Annotated in this window: 14 protein-coding genes; 6 read left to right on the top strand and 8 right to left on the bottom strand. The window is 48.3% G+C overall.

Going from position 1 to position 18,281, the window contains the following annotated elements; translation table 11 throughout:
- Positions 1-168 precede the first annotated feature (168 nt).
- Positions 169-948, top strand: a complete 780-nt coding sequence (locus ACMXI2_RS21500; protein WP_483778127.1) for a DNA-formamidopyrimidine glycosylase family protein — start codon at positions 169-171, stop codon at positions 946-948.
- Here ACMXI2_RS21500 and ACMXI2_RS21495 read toward each other — a convergent pair.
- The 8 genes from ACMXI2_RS21495 to ACMXI2_RS21460 all read right to left on the bottom strand — a co-directional run bounded on the left by ACMXI2_RS21495 (position 937) and on the right by ACMXI2_RS21460 (position 10,037).
- Positions 937-1,677, bottom strand: coding sequence for a DUF72 domain-containing protein (locus tag ACMXI2_RS21495; protein WP_483778126.1), 741 nt, complete (start codon positions 1,675-1,677; stop codon positions 937-939). The two genes, ACMXI2_RS21500 and ACMXI2_RS21495, sit on opposite strands and share 12 nt — an antisense overlap.
- 151 nt (positions 1,678-1,828) lie before the next feature.
- A complete protein-coding gene (locus ACMXI2_RS21490; protein ID WP_483778125.1) occupies positions 1,829-2,422 on the bottom strand; it encodes a nucleotidyltransferase family protein in 594 nt (197 codons plus the stop codon).
- Positions 2,422-3,576, bottom strand: coding sequence for an XdhC family protein (locus tag ACMXI2_RS21485; RefSeq protein ID WP_483778124.1), 1,155 nt, complete (start codon positions 3,574-3,576; stop codon positions 2,422-2,424). Before ACMXI2_RS21485 ends, ACMXI2_RS21490 begins: the two co-directional genes overlap by 1 nt.
- Positions 3,573-5,810: a xanthine dehydrogenase family protein molybdopterin-binding subunit gene (locus ACMXI2_RS21480; RefSeq protein ID WP_483778123.1), complete on the bottom strand. Its 2,238-nt coding sequence runs from the start codon at positions 5,808-5,810 to the stop codon at positions 3,573-3,575. Before ACMXI2_RS21480 ends, ACMXI2_RS21485 begins: the two co-directional genes overlap by 4 nt.
- A complete protein-coding gene (locus ACMXI2_RS21475) occupies positions 5,807-6,787 on the bottom strand; it encodes an FAD binding domain-containing protein (RefSeq protein ID WP_483778122.1) in 981 nt (326 codons plus the stop codon). Before ACMXI2_RS21475 ends, ACMXI2_RS21480 begins: the two co-directional genes overlap by 4 nt.
- A complete protein-coding gene (locus tag ACMXI2_RS21470) occupies positions 6,784-7,419 on the bottom strand; it encodes a (2Fe-2S)-binding protein (protein ID WP_483778121.1) in 636 nt (211 codons plus the stop codon). The genes ACMXI2_RS21475 and ACMXI2_RS21470 overlap by 4 nt, the downstream gene beginning before the upstream one ends.
- Before the next feature lie 154 nt (positions 7,420-7,573).
- A complete protein-coding gene (locus tag ACMXI2_RS21465) occupies positions 7,574-8,794 on the bottom strand; it encodes a tetratricopeptide repeat protein (protein WP_483778120.1) in 1,221 nt (406 codons plus the stop codon).
- Between the two features lie 265 nt (positions 8,795-9,059).
- Entirely contained in the window at positions 9,060-10,037 is a 978-nt protein-coding gene (locus ACMXI2_RS21460) for a sugar phosphate isomerase/epimerase family protein (protein ID WP_483778119.1), read from the bottom strand.
- Positions 10,038-10,382: 345 nt separating this feature from the next.
- Between ACMXI2_RS21460 and lepB the strand changes: the two genes are divergently transcribed.
- From lepB to ACMXI2_RS21435, 5 genes are all read left to right on the top strand, one after another.
- Positions 10,383-11,570, top strand: coding sequence for a signal peptidase I (gene lepB, locus ACMXI2_RS21455; RefSeq protein ID WP_483778118.1), 1,188 nt, complete (start codon positions 10,383-10,385; stop codon positions 11,568-11,570).
- A gap of 124 nt (positions 11,571-11,694) precedes the next feature.
- A complete protein-coding gene (locus tag ACMXI2_RS21450; protein WP_483778117.1) occupies positions 11,695-12,657 on the top strand; it encodes a YheT family hydrolase in 963 nt (320 codons plus the stop codon).
- 101 nt (positions 12,658-12,758) lie between these two features.
- On the top strand, positions 12,759-13,349 hold the full coding sequence (locus ACMXI2_RS21445; protein ID WP_483778116.1) for an RNA polymerase sigma factor: 591 nt from the start codon (positions 12,759-12,761) through the stop codon (positions 13,347-13,349).
- 86 nt (positions 13,350-13,435) lie between these two features.
- Entirely contained in the window at positions 13,436-14,608 is a 1,173-nt protein-coding gene (locus ACMXI2_RS21440) for a FecR domain-containing protein (protein WP_483778115.1), read from the top strand.
- 305 nt (positions 14,609-14,913) lie between these two features.
- On the top strand, positions 14,914-18,267 hold the full coding sequence (locus ACMXI2_RS21435) for a SusC/RagA family TonB-linked outer membrane protein (RefSeq protein ID WP_483778114.1): 3,354 nt from the start codon (positions 14,914-14,916) through the stop codon (positions 18,265-18,267).
- Positions 18,268-18,281 lie beyond the last annotated feature (14 nt).

Below are 18,281 nucleotides of genomic sequence, written 5' to 3'. Positions count from 1 at the left end.
ATTGGTTAAATGATGGACAATATCAGCATAAGCTGATCTGTTATGATAATTATCTTTGGTTTATTGTTTCGTAGAAGGAAAAAACTGCCATAAAAAATGGGTCGGTTATTGCTGCCGGCCCTTTATTATTTCCCCCACATTCGTTAACTTATCTTAAAAATATTCATTATGCCTGAATTACCTGATCTGCAAGCCTTCCGGCATAACCTGGAAAAGGCGCTGCTTCATAAAAGACTGAAGTCCATTACGGTAAAAAATGCCAAGAAATTACATACGAAAGAAGCCGACCTGCAGGCAGCATTGGAAGGGCAGGCTTTGGAACACTTACAACGGGTGGGAAAGGAGCTGCATTTTGTATTTAAGAACGGGCATGTGCTGGGTATGCATTTAATGCTGCATGGGAAATTGTATCTGTTTGATAAGAAGAATGAGCAGAAGTATACCATTGCAGAATTGTTGTTTGCAGATGGTACCGGGCTGGCCTTAACGGATTTTCAGGCCGCCGCCAATATCACCCTCGACCCGGAGGAGAAAACTGCACCGGATGCAATGTCGGAAGACTTCAACGAAAGTTACCTGACAGCGCAGCTGGCAAAGAAGAAGATAACTATCAAAAAATACCTGCTGGATCAGCACAATGTATTGGGTATCGGGAACGCGTATGCGGATGATATTTTATGGGATGCGAAAATTTCGCCTTTTTCTATCGCCAATAAAATACCGGCGTCAAAGATCAAAGCGTTGTTGAAATCAGTTAAAAAGATCCTGGAAGGAGCGGAAAAGAAGATCCTGAAAAGTAACCCTGATATCATTAATGGCGAGGTCCGCGATTTTATGCTGGTGCATAACTCCAAATTAACTGAAAGTCCTGGTGGCGCTCCTATTAAGAAGGACACCGGCGGTGGCCGGAAAACTTATTATACAGATGAGCAGGAGCTATTTGAGTAGCGCAATAATTTGCTGTGCATTTTGTAAAGCATAACCGTGCCCGTCGTTGTTAAAAAATGCCCAGATAGTATGTTTGTCCTGTTCCCACTCTTTGAATTTTCCCGCATAGGTATCTATTGTTTTCTCAGGATATAGTTTATCATATTTGCCGTCGGGCCCGTGGAAGCGGACGTAGATATGCTTTGCGGTAATGGTTTCTGCAAATGGCCACCGGCGCCCCGACAGTGCAATTACCCAGGCAATTTTGTATTGCTGCAGCAACGCCATTGCTTCCCCGGAAAGCCAGCTTTGGTGCCGCGCTTCCAGGGCGAAATGATAATCGTGATAATTTTCAGTCAGTATTTTGAAGAAGTGATCTGCTCTTTCGGCCTCAAAAGCAGCCGCCGCCGGCAATTGGATGAGTACGGGTCCCAGGTGTTTTGTGAAGGGATCGAAGAGGTCAAAGAATTTGGGTAATGATTCTTCGGGGTCCAGTAATCTTTTTACATGGGTGATATACCTGCTGATCTTCGGGCAAAAATAGAAGCGTGCAGGTACTTTTTCTATCCAGGCTTTCACCGTAACTGGCTTGGGCAGGTGATAAAAGCTGGTGTTTATTTCTGTTACCTTAAATTTTTTTGCATACCAGGGGAGATAGTCAACGGGTTTTAGTCCCGTTGGATAAAATATTTCGCGCCAATGCCTGTAGCTCCAGCCGGATGTGCCGATATGAATGCCTGTGGTTGCCATTCTTTTTTTAATGGAAGCGCTGCAAATGTTGTTCCCATATAAGAAGAAATACCGCGTCGGGATCCTGAAATACAGGACCATGAATGTTTCCCGGGTCAGAAGATGCGCATTAATACTGTAGTGATGGGAAAAGGGTTCCTGAAACGGTGATTTATTTTGTGCTGATGAGCAGTTGTTCATAGTCGCCATTGGTATCTATATCCACTGCTCCCTGTGGAAAATCAACAGTAGCTGCCTGCTCCGGATGTTGCAAGAGTATTTTTTTTGCGCCTTCCTGGCCATTGAGTGCCAGCAATTGTGGAAAAAAGGACTTGCCAAAAAGCGCCGGCGTACCGGTAGAATTACCATAGGAGCAAGCTATAATCGTTTTGCCGGAAGAATTTTTCAGCGCAAACATTTCTTCCAGCAGCGCAGTGGTAATAAAAGGCTGATCACATAGCAGCAGCAATGCGTTGCTCACGTGAGGGGCTATACGCAGCAGGTGCTGTAACCCCGTGTGGATAGAGCCACCCATACCGGCGGGCCAGTTGGGATTTACTACGGTGTGTACTTTTTCAGCCGCCAGTTGTTCCCTGATCTGTGTGGCAAATGCGCCCAGCACTACTACCGTGGGCATATTACACTGACGGGCCGTATGCACTACATTTTGCAGCAGGCTTTTGTTTTGGAAGGGGAGTTGCTGTTTGGGTGTTCCCAGTCGTTTAGAGGCGCCGGCGGCCAGGATGATGATACCAGTTGTTTCCATTATAGTTGTTGTTGATGTATGACCTGTTGTTCGCGGGAATGGATAGCGGTAGTTTTTTCCCGCAGTGATGCTGCGGTAGCGGCAGACAGCACGGACTTTATTTCACTGATAACAGATAAGGCAATTTCTTCCGATGTTTCAGCGCCCAGGTCCAATCCTGCCGGACCGTGTATGCGTTCCCGTTGTAGCCGGGAAATGCAGATACCGTTTTCTGCCAGTTCGTCCAGCATACGCTGTAGTTTTTTGGCAGGCCCCAGCACGCCGATGTAGGGTAGTGGCAGCGGGAGCAGTTGCGCCAGCACGGCAAGATCGTAATTGTAGTTGTGGGTCATCAGTACAGCTGCGGTATATAGATCTGTTTGCACCTGTAGGAGCACCTGTGCGGGTTTGGCGGTGATCACCTGTGTAGCTGCCGGAAAACGCGCAGCGGTGGCGTAACCCGGTCGGCCATCGATAACGGTGGTGTGCCATCCGAGCAGCGCTGCCATTTTCACCAGCGGGATTACATCGTTGCCTGCACCGGCAATTAATAGCTGTGGCGCTGGCGGAATGTAAGCCGTATGTGTTGTGTAGTCGTTGCCGGCGGAGAGGTATGTTTTTGTAAAAGAAGCGCGTGTTTGTAAGGCCTGATGTGCATCTGCGGTGATGGCATTTTGCAGCTGAGAGTCAGTGATACGGTGATGCATCTGGCCGTTGGCGGTAAGCACCAGGCAGGTGCCGGGTTGGGGCGCTTTGCGCTGGCGCAGCGTAAACAGGGTAACCAATACGGCGGGTGCACGATGGGAAGTTATTTCCTGCAGCATGGCCACGGGGTTGCCGGGATCTTCTGCATTCACAGGTTCCAGCAGTATGTGAATGATACCGTTGCATCCGAGTCCAACGCCCAGTTTGGCATCATCTTCATCGTTGGTATCATAAGTCACCAGCATGGACCGTTGCTGCATCATCACCAGCTGCGCTTTGCGCAGGGCGTCCCCTTCAAGGCAGCCGCCGCTGATGGCGCCGGTGAGCATGCCGGTTTCTGTAACCAGCATCCTTGCGCCTGGCTGGCGGTAAGCAGAGCCTTCTACATATACTACCGTGGCCAGCGCCGTTTTTATTCCCTGGCGGCAGGCAGCGTGGTATGATTTCACAATGTCTTCCAGTTCTTTCATGTACTCATTTTATTTTCCAGCTTCCATTGCTGATATCCTTTCTCATCCAGTACTTTATCCGGCGTGATGGGCAGGTCGCGTACCCGCTTGCCGGTGGCGTGGTACACTGCATTGGAAACTGCGGCGGCAAAGCCGATCAGCGCTATTTCTCCCATGCCTTTTGAGCCCATCGGATTAATATAAGGATCTTTCTTGTTAATAAAATATACATCGGTGGGTGGTGTGTCTGCATTTACCGGAACGTGATAGTCTGCATAATTATTATTTACAAAACGTCCGAAACGGTGATCCATGATTGCTTCTTCAGTGAGCGCCATACCGATGCCGCCTACTACGCCGCCGATCATCTGGCTGCGGGCTGTTTTGGCATTTACAATAGTACCAGCGTCTGCCACACTTACAATATGTTTTATACGAACCACGCCGGTAGCAGGGTGTACATGCACTTTGGTAAAATGCACAGAGAAAGAATACATGGAATATTTTTTTCTTTCTTCCCCGCTTTGTGAAGTGGCTACTACATTTACTTCCGGCAGCTGTTGTTGTTGTAAGATAGTTTCGTAAGATATTTTTTCGCTTTGTCCGGCTCTCAGCAGTTGTCCATCTTCAAAAATAATTGTTTCCGGAGCAGCATTTTTAAACGCAGGTACATGGCTGATTGCAAGACCGGCCAGCTTCTGCTGCAGTGCCTTACAGGCGTCTGTTACCGCGCTGCCTAAAGTAGACACGGTAGAAGAACCACCCTGCTGGGGCGCAAAGGGGTAAGCAGATTCGCCGAGCATGAATTTTATTTTTGCTGGTGCCATGCCGGTTACATCTGCTGCTATCTGTACCATTGCGGTAGCGGTACCCGGGCCAATATCGGCAGCAGCGCTCTGCAGGATGAGAGAACCATCTGCTTTCAGTGTAGCTGATACCGTTGCTTTGCCGCGGAATGCGCCAAAGGTGCCGCTGCTCATGCCATAGCCTACCAGCATACCATCTTCCTGCATACTGCGGGGAGCGGCTTTCCGGTTCGACCATCCAATTTTTTCAGCTCCCAGCTGGTAAGCTTCCTTGAGATATTTACTGGAGAAAGGGAGATCTTTTTCAGGGTCGGTATCCGCATGGTTCAGCACCCGGAGTTCCAGTGGATCGATGTTGAGCTTATAAGACAGTTCATCGATGGCCGATTCCAGTGCAAATGCACCGGTAGCTTCGCCGGGGCCGCGCATCCAGATGGGCGTGCTGATATTAAGCGGTACCAGTTTGTACCGGGTAGTTACATTCGGGCAGGCATACATGAATTTGCTCATGGCTACAATGCCTTCTGTAAAATCCTCGTAGGGAGATGTAACAGCTACCGCTTCATGGGTGATGCCGGTGAGCTTACCATCGGCGGTGGCGCCCAGGCTTAATCGTTGTATAGCGTTGGGCCGGTAACCTACCAATGTAAACATCTGGTCGCGTGTGATCACCAGTTTTACCGGTTTGCGTACTTTCTTTGCGGCCAGTATGGTGGCTATTTCCAGCGGCCATACGCGTAACGCCATACCAAACCCGCCACCCACAAACTGTGAATGCACGGTGATATTTTGTTCAGGTATCTGGAATAATCTTTTTATGGTATCCTGCACATTTTTCACTCCCTGTGTTTTGGCGTATAGCACCAGTGTGTCCGGCGTATCCCAGTGGGCGATGATGCCGGCCAGTTCCATCGGGTTATGTACTTCCATCGGAAGGCTATAGGTGGCGTCAATGGTTACGGGCGCTTTTTTCCATGCATCCGCTTCACCGCGTGTATAGTCTTTCATCCGGTTATTCTGAAAGGCTTTGCCCATATTGGCATTCATATCGGTGTAATGCGTTTCCTGGTTGTATTGTACTTCCACGAGGGAAGCGGCGTGTACAGCGCGTTCCAGCGTGTTGGCCAATACGATGGCTACGGGCTGACCGTTGGAGTAGATGCGGTTGTCTTTGAATATTTTGAGTCCATCTTTCGCATTGGGATCGGAATTTTTGTATCCCGGTACCGGGGGGGCGTTGAGATGTGATATTACATCCTGTACACCGGGTGCTCTGAGCGCTTTGGTAGTATTGATGCTTTTAATGGTACCGTTGCTGATGGAGCTGCATACCAGTGCGGCATACAGCAGATCAGGCAGCTGGTGGTCTGCGAAATATTTTGCGCCGCCGGTTACTTTCAGGCGGCCATCTACACGGTCCATCGACTGTCCTGTTTGTTGCTTTTTCATACACTGGCAGCTTTAAGTAAGGCGGTTTGAATGCTGTTGACTGATAAACCTGTTTTAAACTGGTTATGGGTATATGCTTTGGCAGATTGCAACGCAATGCCGGCAGCATAGCGGAAATTTTCTTCCGTAGGCGCTTTGCCGGCCAATGCTTTTTCGGCATCATACAATCGCCAGGGTTTGTGCGCCACGCCACCCATTGCCAGCCGGGCGCTCCGGATTACATTGTTGCTGATGTCCAGCGCTGCGGCCACGGATACCAGTGCAAAAGCGTAGGAGGCGCGGTCGCGTACTTTCAGGTAGTATACATTTTTCGTGTAGGTGCTGGTGGGAATTTCCACTGCTGTGATCAGTTCTCCTTTTGCCAGGTTGTTATCCAGTTGCGGGGTATTGCCCGGCAGGCGGTGAAAGTCTGTAAAAGGAATGCGGCGGTTACCCTTTGGACCGGTTACCAGTACAGTAGCATCCAGTGCTGCGAGTGCCACGCACATATCGCTGGGGTGTACGGCAATACAACTTTCGCTGGCGCCGAAGATGGCGTGCATACGGTTGATGCCGCCAAGAGCGCCACAGCCGCTGTTGGGGCTGCGTTTGTTGCAGGGCATGGTGGTATCATAAAAATAAGTACAGCGGGTACGTTGCATTATATTACCGCCTACGGTGGCCATATTGCGGAGTTGTTGCGAAGCGCCTGCCAGTAAAGCCTGCGACAGCAGCGGATGATGCGTGGTAACCAGTTCATGTGCGGCCAGTTCACTGTTAAGCGCCAGTGCGCCTATATGCAGGGTGTTGCCATTTAACTGGATATCTTTTAACGGCAAACGGTTAATGTCTACCAGTTTTTCCGGGATCACCACCCCGCTTTTCATCAGGTCCAGCAGGTTGGTGCCGCCGGCAATGAAGCGGGCCGTGTTATCTTTTGTCACCGCGTCTATAGCTGCCTTCAGGCTGGCGGGGCGTACGTAGGAGAATTGGTTCATACTGTTTTCCCTCCTTGTTTTACTTCCGCAATGGCGTGAACGATATTGTCGTATGCACCGCAGCGGCAGATATTCCCACTCATAAATTCTCTTATTTCTTCCGGAGAGCCGGCATGGCCTTCACGGATGCAGGCTACCGCCGACATGATTTGCCCGGGGGTACAATAGCCGCACTGGAAGCCATCGTGTTTAATAAAGGCTTCCTGTACCGGATGCAGTTGTTCGCCGTTGGCGAGGCCCTCAATGGTCGTGATTTTTTTACCTTCCTGCATGACGGCGAGCGTGAGACAGGAATTAATGCGGTGGCCGTTTACATGCACCGTACAGGCGCCGCACTGGCCATGATCGCAGCCTTTTTTGGTGCCGGTAAGATTTAGTTGTTCACGGAGAAGGTCGAGCAAAGTAACACGGGGCTCTACAGAAATCTCTATTTTCTTCCCGTTTATTTCCATGCTCACCGGCATCTTTTCAAAGATACCTGCAATGGCCTCATCGTGCTGAGCCGCTTTTATTACCAGCGGCGGCGTGAGCGCCAGCGCCATCATAGCGGAAGATTGTTTCAGGAAGTCGCGGCGGGCTTCATGTTTTTCTTTCCTGTGCGGATAGTGTTGTTGGTCGTTTTCCTGTGGCATTTTCTACCAGATTTAATCACTAATAAGTTAGGAAATAAATCCGGTATTTTGCTTTTAAAATAGATGAACGGATATATCGCCTTTACCACGCGGAAGAAGACAGGTAGTTTTATGCTTCAGATCTTTTAATATCCGACGGGAAGCGCGATGATAATCACCCGCCATTTTTAAGATGTGAAAGCCACTGTTGTGCAAATTCATTTCCCGGTTCCAGTTGCAGCAGGTGTTCAAAAGAAGCAATGGCTTCCGGGATCTGTTCCATGTGATAAAAGAGTACTGCACGATTCAGATGTACATATGGATTTTCGGGTGCGATGGCGAGTGCTTCGTTATAAACGGCGAGCGCCTGATCGTATTGTTCCAGGAGCATCAGTATGGAGCCTTTATTCATGAGCAGTCCGGGTTCGCCGGGCGACAGCTCCAGTCCTTTATCAGCATATACCAGTCCTTGTTGCAGACGTTCATAAACGCTTCGCTGTGTGGCTTCATTGGGGCCGCTATCTTCCATGTGAGTGATGGCTGCATTGGCATCCTGGAGGATCTGCACTACCTGTTGCTCGTACCAGGCGGCGCTTTTATCCACCTGTTCTGTAAATGGTACGGCTTCGAGGTCTATTTCTTCTGCTGTTTCTTCCGGCGCTGTTGCAGGCATTTTATCTGCTGCGGGGGCGTACCACCACTTGCAGAACTTCCCCAACTCACCGCCTACGGGCAGTTCATCTGCCGGAGGCAGCCCTTCATCCGGGATGGCATCGTTGGCTACCACCAATTCCAGTATGGCTTCCAGCGCTTTGTAGTGAATGGGTTCTCCTTCCTGTTCCGCTTCCATTACCATGTAAGGAAGAAGCTGATACCACAGGCCCAGCACGTCTTTATCTTTTTGTTCACCAGCGGCTTCTGCCACTTCATGTGCCAGCGGGAAGGTGTCTATCTTTTCCGGCGTTATGGCATCATCACCGGTGAGGGCGCCATTGGCCACCAAAGCCGCCCAGAGCGCGGAGCCGGCATCGCAATATAAAATATAAGATTGAGTGGCAAAATCGAAATTGGCGTAACCCGCTACAGGATTGGCTTCCTGGTTCCATTCGGCGGTGGGGTCCTGGTAAATGAAGCTAAATTGCTTACTGGCAGCCAGTGCATCAAACCAGGCAGCATGCGCGGTATAAGCCGGATGTGCAGTAACGGGAAAGGTATATACGAAATGATGTTTGATTAATACGTCCATTACCCGGAAATGGGTAAACCCCGTATCGTATTGCTGTTGTAATTTGTATAGGTTAAAAAAGAGGCTCCTGCGATCCAGTCCTTCTTCCTGGCTTTTATCCAGGCAAAGAACAGATAGTTCCACCAATGTTTCAATTTCATGCATCGCCATATGTTAGTTGCTTTGGTGCAAAACTACGCGAATTTTGTTGCGGATGTTGTCTTTCCCGCTGATTACGCTGATTATACTGATTACCTTGATTTTACTTTTTTAATTTTATAAGGATTTTACAGGATTAGGGGAGATATAAACGGATATTTTCGCTTATATCTCCCCTAATCCTGTAAAATCCAAAGTGATCAAATCCCTAAATCAGTATAATCAGCGTAATCAGCGGGAAAGACAACATCCGCATCGCCGGAGGCGATCCCCTTCGCTATTTCAGCAAAACGTTCTTCACATATTTATAACTCTGTGTTACGCTGTCAAATGGATCGATGGTGATTTTATCCTGCTCTACGAAAAGATGTTTTACACCGGCAAGTTTTGCCTGGGCAAATATTTTGGAGAAGTTGATGCTGCCGGTTCCTACTTCTGCAAAAGTAACGCCGGAGAGCAGTTCCATAGAGGTTTTGTTTTCTGTACCGCTGGCGGTAAGACTGGCAGTATTAGCCTTGTCCATGTCTTTCACATGCCAGGCTACAAATCTGCCCGGTGCTTCTTTAAACAGGGAGATTGGATCATGCCCGGATTTTACCGCCCAGAAAAGATCCAGTTCAAAGGTAACGAGTGCGGGATCTGTTTCTTTCAGCATAATTTCATAACCGGTGCTGTTGCTGTCTGCCAGCGGTTTGAATTCCCAGTAGTGGTTATGATAACCGATCTTCAGGTTTGCTTTTTTGCATTGCTCACCGGCTTTATTCAGTTGTTCGGCCATGAACTTATAATCGTCAGCACCCAGTTTCTTATCCCAGAGGGAGAGAGGGAGTACCGGAACGATAAAATATTGTTGTCCGAGTGCGGCGGCCAGGTCGATCTGTGGCTGCAGCGCATCCGCGTTGCCATTGCCTTTGGTGAGGTAGTCGTTGAGCTGATAGTGGCCGCTGGGTGTACTGAGCTGGTACTGTTTTAATACGACATTCAGTTCGGCGGGCTTCAGTCCCCAGAACTCTCCTTTATCGCCCGCGCCCAGGTAGCCGTAAAAGGTTTCCACTTCTTTGTAGCCGATACCTGCTACTTTGGCCAGCGTACCTTTGGGGTCTTTGGCCAGCTGGTCGCGGAGAGTATACAGCTGCAAACCTATTTTCTTTGGGAGCGCTTTGTTGCCGGTCATGGCAGCCAAAGCACCGGGCAACATCATACCTGCGGCTATCAGCCCGGTTTGTTGTATGAAAGAACGTCTCGACGTATGCATGATAATTATGTTTGGAACGTGGGTAAATGTATAACTACTGAAGTGGTTACGCAGAGCAATTTAATAAAACGATTTTATCTTGTTGAAATTATTTAAAAAGAATTACGGGAGATAATACTTTTTTGCAGAAACGGGTATAGTAGTACAATGAAATGCATGTTTTTTATAACGCAGATGCTTCATCGAGGTAATAGCTGATTTGGGCTGTATGCTGCTGCTATAAAGGTTTTTTGCCGTTGCTTACTGCGTCATTACAGCAGCCCTTTTTATTCATATAAATTTTGAAAAGATGTGGGTATAATTAATTAAATTGTTAGTAGTTACTTGTCCAAAACCACGTGTAAAATGAATTTTTCTTTCAGCGATGTAAAGCAGCCAGAGGAAGGTACCCGGAAGAAATCGAAGGTGAGAGAATGGATAGAAGCTGCTCTTTTTGCTGTAGTTGCCGCTACCCTTATCCGTACCTTTATCTTTGAAGCTTTTGTTATCCCCAGCGCTTCTATGGAAAAAACATTGCTGATCAACGATTTTATTTTTGTCAGCAAAATCAGTTATGGTCCGCGTATCCCCATTACACCACTGGCATGGCCTTTTACCCATCACACCCTTCCGCTTACCCAAAATACCAAACCCTTTTCCACCGCCGTTCAATGGCCTTATACGCGTTTACCGGGCTTCAGCAGTATTCAATGCAATGATGTGGTGGTATTTAATTATCCCTGCGGGGATACCGTATTGAAAACCATTACCGGCGCTGATGAGGACTACTACACGAATATGCGGTCGCTTGGTGCGGAATACGTTCATAAAAATTATCCTCCTCCTGTAATCCGGCCGGTCGACAAAAGAGAAAACTGGATCAAGCGATGCATTGCTATTCCAGGCGATACCCTGCAGATCATCGACGGCATCGTGTACATCAATCATATGCCCACGGCCTCACCGGAACACTTTGAAGCGCGATATTATGTTACCATGCCGGATAAAAAGGAACTCAGCGACTCCATGCGGGATGTACTGGGAACAGATCATATCCAGCGGGCTACCCGCGATTCGGGCATGTTTATTTACAACCTCACCACCGCCAATATAGACACCCTGAAGGCGATGGGCGCTACCGTGCAACGCTATGTGTATGACGCCTTTGCAGACTCCCGGGTGTTTCCCTTTGATACGAAACACTACGACTGGAACGAGGATTGCTTCGGTCCCTTATACATTCCCCGGAAAGGGACCACCGTAATGCTGGATACCCTTACACTGCCTTTCTACAGCCGTATCATAGATACGTATGAACATAACATGCTGCGTGTGGTGAATGGAAAAATTTATATCAACAACCAGGAAACCAATACCTATACTTTCAAAATGGATTATTACTGGATGATGGGGGATAACCGCCGTGAGTCGATGGATTCCCGCTTCTGGGGCTATGTTCCCGAAGATCATATTGTGGGAAAAGCATGGATCATCTGGATGAGTATTCATCATAACCGCATCCGTTGGGGAAGAATATTTTCAGCGATAAGATAAGCCAGCTTTGACTTTGAAATCTTCCTTTTTGTAAGGGAGATTAAATATTTTCCCTATACCAAAAACGGGTAGCGGCATGCAGCGAAAATACGGATTAAGGAGTTTGAATTCGTAATTTTGCGGGATGCCCGTATTACATAACTCAGATTACCAGGCGCCTTTTTTATTACAGAATCGCCATATGCTCACCATCTATCCCTCTTTATTCCGCAGCATCCGGCCGGCGGCTTACAGGAGGGAGAGGATTGCTACGCCCGACGCCGATTTCCTGGATCTGGATTTCAGTGAGAAGGGGCATGAACGTATTGTAGTGATCCTGCATGGACTGGAAGGCAATGCCGGCCGCAAGTATGTGCTGGGAATGGTGCATATCTTCAATGGCGCGGGGTTTGATACGGTGTCCATGAATTTCAGGGGCTGCAGCGGCGAGCCGAATAAAAACCTCCGTTTTTACCACAGTGGCGAAACGGAAGATCTGCATACCGTGATCCGATACCTGGGGGCGCTGAAAAAGTATAAGACCATTCACCTGGTGGGTTTTTCGCTGGGAGGGAATGTAACATTAAAATACCTGGGAGAAAGGGGCGCGTCGTTGGATAGTGCGATAAAGTCGGCTGTAGCTATTTCTGTGCCGTGTGACCTGAAAAGCGGCTCCGCGGAGCTGGAGAAAAGGCACAATATTATATATATGCAGCGCTTCATCCGCGACCTGGGGGAGAAGCTGCGGTTGAAGGAGTTGCAGTTCCCGGGGAGCATCAGTCTCGACCGGTATGACGATATCCGGTCGTTCCGGCAGTTCGATGATCGCTATACAGCGCCCATGCATGGGTTTAAAGATGCCCTTACCTATTGGGAACAATGCAGCTCCCGGCCGTTGTTGCCCTATATCCGGATACCGGTATTGGTGATCAATGCGAAGGATGATCCGTTCCTGGGGAAGGAATGTTATCCTTATGAGATAGCGGCCGATAGTCCATATCTGTTCCTGGAAACCCCACACCAGGGCGGCCATGTAGGATTTGTAAAATTCGGGGACGATTTTTACTGGTCGGAGAAAAGGGCGCTGGCATTTATACAGGAAGCGTAAACTATACACCAGTGCTGTGAAATTCGTGTTATTTGTATTTCCCGTGGTTTTTTATAATTTACACCGGAACGGTGTGCATCATTAAAACCTGTTAAACTCATATGGAGCGAATGCCATCTGAAGAAGAAGTGTTGTTGAGGATGATAGGGGGCGACGAATTGGCTTTTTCCAGTATCTACCGGCACTACCATTCTTCTCTCTATATCTACCTGTTACGCTTTTGCAAAGTGCCTTCCCTGGCGGAGGACCTTGTTCATGATGTGTTCCTGAAGATATGGGAAATCAGGGAGCGGATTAACCCAAAGCTTTCTTTCAGCGGTTATCTTTACAGGATTGCGCGTAACCACGTTTTTAAAACCATCGCCAAACTGGCTACCGATGGGCAAATGCGGGAACAGTTGTTTTTGCAGCTCTCTCACCACGATACCGGGTTAACCGATCTGACCATTAGGTCGCGGGAATACGACCGTCTTTTCCAGGAAGCATTAAGCCGGATGACCAGTCAGCGGCAAAGCGTATTCCGCCTGTGCCGGCAGGAAGGCAAAACATATGACGAAGCCGCCGCCATCTTAGGTATTTCCCGCGATACCGTTAAAAAGCATATGGTGCTCAGTATGCGGTTTATACAGGATTATATCTTCCGTCATGGCGATATCCTGGTGGCTACCTATCTTCTTACCACAATTATTTAAAAAAATATTTTCCCGGAGGGGTACCCTCTTTCTTCATTTCCGGATATTATATGCAGGGCCTGTATGCAAAAGGTTCTGGCATAATAATGAATTTACCGGAAGACTACCAGGAAGCACTATTGCAAAAATACCTCGATGGGCAATGCGGCCCGGAGGAAATAGCCACCTTATACAGCTGGCTGCTGACCTCTGATGCGCATAAGCCTTTGTTGTCAGTAATGCAACAGGATTTTGAGCGTATCATGCAGGAGCGGCCGGCAGTTCCGGAAGAACTGAGCAACCGGATAGAAACCCGGTTGCTCAGTTCTATCAGTACCAGTAAGGAAGAAGCGGTACCGATGCGGGTATCCTTCCGCCGTAACTGGGCGATAGCAGCTACAGTAGCCTTGTTGGTAACATCCGGCATTACTTTGTTTTACACCCTGCGTAAGCCTGCAGTATCTTTACCGGCTGCTCCGCTCATCACAGATGTAATGCCGGGTACCAACAAAGCCATACTTACACTGGCCGATGGCTCGGTAGTAACGCTCGACAGTGCAGGCAAACAGGTGATACAGCAGGGTGCAACGGTAGTGAAGCAACAGAATGGAAAACTCGAGTACGCCGTATCCGGTAGCAATGCATCAGTTGGATATAACACGCTGAAAGTACCACGCGGCGGGCAGTTCACCGTTGAATTGCCGGATGGCACAATGGCATGGCTCAACTCCGCCTCCAGCCTGCGTTATCCAACTGCTTTTACCGGTAATAACCGCACAGTGGAAATGGAAGGGCAGGGCTATTTTGAAGTAAAGCAGGATGCAAAACACCCGTTTATTGTAAAAGTAAACGCCATAGAAGTACAGGTACTGGGCACTGCGTTCGATATCATGGCCTATGCCGATGAAGATGCCGTGAAAACCACTTTACTCAGTGGTGCGGTAAAAGTGAAACTTGGCAAGGCAGAAAAGTACCTGCGTCCCGGCGATCAGGCAGCCATCAGTAACAGCACCGGCATGATGTCGGTACACGCTGCAGATGTAGCGGGTGTAACCGCCTGGAAAACCGGATTCTTTGAATTTGACAATGCTAATATAAATGTAATTATGAGACAGTTAGCCCGCTGGTATGATATAGAGACAGATGCAGGAAATGCAGACGACAGGCTATTCGGAGGGAGGATCAACAGGAACCTGCCGCTATCGGAAATGTTGAAACTACTGGAAGCCAGTGGTGCGAAATTTAACCTGGAAGGAAGAAAATTAACCGTAATAAAATAAGAAGACAACACTTTTAATATTTGCTAATTATTGCAGCTTCCACGTTGCGGCAATCCACGTAAAAACTGATAAATTTTAAACAGATGACAACAACCGAAACAAGTTAACCGGGGAAGGTATGTCCGAAAAAACCGGAAGTGCTCGCAACACTCCCGGTATGGCCTGGGCATTCCCCTTGAGTTTCAGTCCCTTAATCAAAGAACTTCATTACAAGAATTCCCAAACACTACAAAAGTATGCAATTAAACTTTAGTGGTATAATTTCCTGTACCCGGAAATTACTATCAACCAAAACGTTCTGCGTTATGAAAATGACCGCCTTTTTGCTTCTTACAGCTTGCCTGCATATCAGCGCAAAAGGATTGTCGCAGCAGATCACACTCTCGGAAAAAAACGCACCCCTGAAAAAAGTGCTGAAAGAAGTGGCCCGACAAGCGGGTATATCTGTGGTGTATGACGAAGCCTTATTGTCTTCATTTGCGCGTGTTAACGTAAATGTTAGCAATGTATCGGTAAAGGAAGCCCTGGACATCTGCCTGAAGAATCAACCCCTGGCTTATGTCATGGAAGGAAAGCGCATCACCCTGGTAAATATACTTCCGGGAAAAAGCGCCGATTCCAGTATAACCGTTACCGGTAGAGTGTTAACTGAAACAGGCGAACCCATTCCGGGAGCTACTATCCGTGTACAGAATGCCGGTACCGGAGCTGCGGCAGATGCTGAAGGTAAATTCAGCATCAAAGTACCCAATAACAAAAGCCTGTTGCTGGTATCTTTCATCGGATACGACAGCAAAGTGGTGGCGGTATCCAACAGTCCTTTGAGTATTCACCTGAAACCTTCCAATACGGCACTTACGGAAACGGTGGTAGTGGGTTATGGTATCCAGAAGAAAAGTGTGGTCACCGGCGCTATTTCCAGTGTGCGTGCCGCTGATATTGAATCCCAGCCTGTAACCCGCGTGGAGCAGGTACTCCAGGGCCGTACGTCCGGCTTAACAGTAGCTGCCAGTTCCGGTCAGCCAGGTTCGGCGTCGTCTGTCCGGGTGAGAGGCATCACTTCTTTTAACAACAACAACCCACTGTGGGTAGTGGATGGAGTAGTGGTAGATAATGGCGGCATCGGTTACCTGAACCAATACGATATTGAATCCGTGGAAGTGCTGAAAGATGCGGCTTCCCAGGCTATTTACGGCGCACGAGCTGCTGCGGGAGTTATCCTGGTAACTACCAAAAAAGGCAAGAGCGGTAAAATATCCGTGAGCTATAATGGGTACTTAGGTACTTCTGCACCGGCACATAAACTGAAATTGCTGGATGCCACGCAATACGCCACTTTAAGAAATGAAGCCGTTACAAATGATGGCGGCGCCGCCCCTTTTGCCAATCCTTCTTCTTATGGCAAGGGAACCGACTGGCAGGCTGAAATATTCAACAACAGCGCTATCCGTCAGAATCATGAACTGAGCATCAGCGGTGGCAGCGAAAAATCTACGTTCTATTCCTCCTTTGGTTATCTGAAGCAGGAAGGTGTAGTGGCCTCTGATATCTCCAAGTACGAACGGGTTAACTTCCGCCTGAATTCCACACATAAAATTACTCCCTGGCTTACCTGGGGCGAAAATGTTGGTTATTCTTATGAGAAATCAACCGGCATCGGTAATACCAATAATGAATTTGGCGGACCGCTGAGTTCCGCCATCAACCTGGATCCGATCACCAAAGCTGTGATCACCGATCCGGCAGAATCTGCCGGAGGCGCATACACACAAACAGGCGCCCGGAAAAATGCGGCTGGTCAGTTTTATGGTATCTCCGACCAGGTGGCGCAGGAAATTACCAATCCACTGGCTTATATCAGTACCCGTCTTGGAAATTACGACTGGTCGCATAACGTGGTAGGTAATACCTTCCTGGAGATGGAACCGGTTAAAGGATTGAAATTCCGCTCTACTGTAGGCGCAAAAATTTCCTTCTGGGGAGATGAAACATTTACGCCCATTTACTACCTGAACAGCTCTTCCAAAAATACCCGTACATCTTTTAACCGCGGCCAGCATCAAAGCTATGCCTGGAATATTGAAAATATTGTTTCCTATACCCGCAGTTTCAATAAGCACAATATCACATTGCTCGCAGGGCAGGGCGCTTATATGGATAACCGGTTGAAGGAACTCAATGTGATGTTCTACGATATCCCGGCCACAAATTTTGAAGAGGCATCGCTTAACTTTAAATCGGCAGCGGCTAACCGCATCTCTGATGGTAAGGAAAATATTGATCACCGCGTATCTTCTCTCTTCGGTCGTATCAACTACAACTATGCAGAAAAATACCTGGTAGAAGGTATCCTGCGCCGCGACGGTTCCTCCCGCTTCGGCCCCAATCACCAGTATGGTATCTTCCCTTCTTATTCATTGGGATGGGTGGCCTCCAAAGAAAGTTTCTGGCCGGAAAATAAAGTGGTGGACTTCCTCAAATTCCGCGGCGGTTACGGTACGGTAGGTAGCGATGAAATAGACGACCAGGCATTTGCTTCTACTATCGGCAGCGGCAGGAATTATAATTTTGGTCCGCTCGGCTATACCGTTGGTTACAGCCCAAATGCACCGGCCAACCCAAATCTGAAATGGGAATCTACCAGTCAAACCAATATCGGTTTTGAAGCTACGTTGTTGCGCAATATTACACTGAGCTTCGACTGGTACAATAAAAAAACAAAAGACATCCTGATGAAGCCCCGCCTGCCCCTGTTTGTAGGCGCTATCGGCAACTCTGCGGCCAACGTGGGCAGCATGGAAAACAGTGGCGTGGAGCTGGAACTGGGCTACCACGGAAAGATCGGTGAAGTGGAATTTTCTGCCAATGGTAATGCTTCCTACATGAGAAACAAAGTGACCTACCTCGGTGATGGCGTAACCCGCCTGAACGATAAGGAAGAGAGATTCCAGAACATGCCCGAAATTGTAAGAACAGAAGTGGGTCATGCCTTCAACTCTTTTTATGGTTATGAATTAATGGGCATTTTCCAGAACCAGCAACAGATAGATGCCTACACCAACAAAACAGGCGGCAAGATCCAGCCATCCGCAAAACCAGGAGATTTCCAGTTTGCAGACCTTGATGGTGATGGCAGTATTTCTGATAAAGACCGGACTTTCATCGGTAACCCCACTCCGAGCTGGACCTATGGTGTAACCATCAGCGCCGCATACAAAGGATTTGATATCATCGCATTTGGCCAGGGCGTTAACGGCAACAAAATTTTCCAGGGATTACGCCGCCTGGATATTCCCAAAGCAAACTGGCAAACCAAAGCCCTGGAACGCTGGACGCCGGAAAATCCATCTACTACTTATCCGCGGCTTACCGCTGCTGACCCAAATAAAAACTACAGCAGCCCTTCTTCTTTTTACCTGGAAGATGGCAGCTACTTCAGGATTAAAACATTACAGATAGGCTATTCACTGCCGTCAACGCTGGTGAAGAGAACCGGGTTGCAGAAAATACGTGTATACGTTATGAGCGAAAACCTGTTCACCATTACCAAATATACCGGGTATGATCCTGAAATAGGCGGTACCAATGCGTTGAGCATCGACCGTGGCGTATATCCGCAGGCGCGTTCCTTTATGGGTGGTTTGAATGTTACTTTCTGATAATTTTAAAGCTG

The sequence above is a fragment of the Chitinophaga sp. G7 BAM 1005 genome (assembly GCF_057126945.1).
The sequence above is the reverse complement of the archived record's forward strand: the minus strand, read 5'-3'. Positions and strand labels throughout refer to the sequence as shown.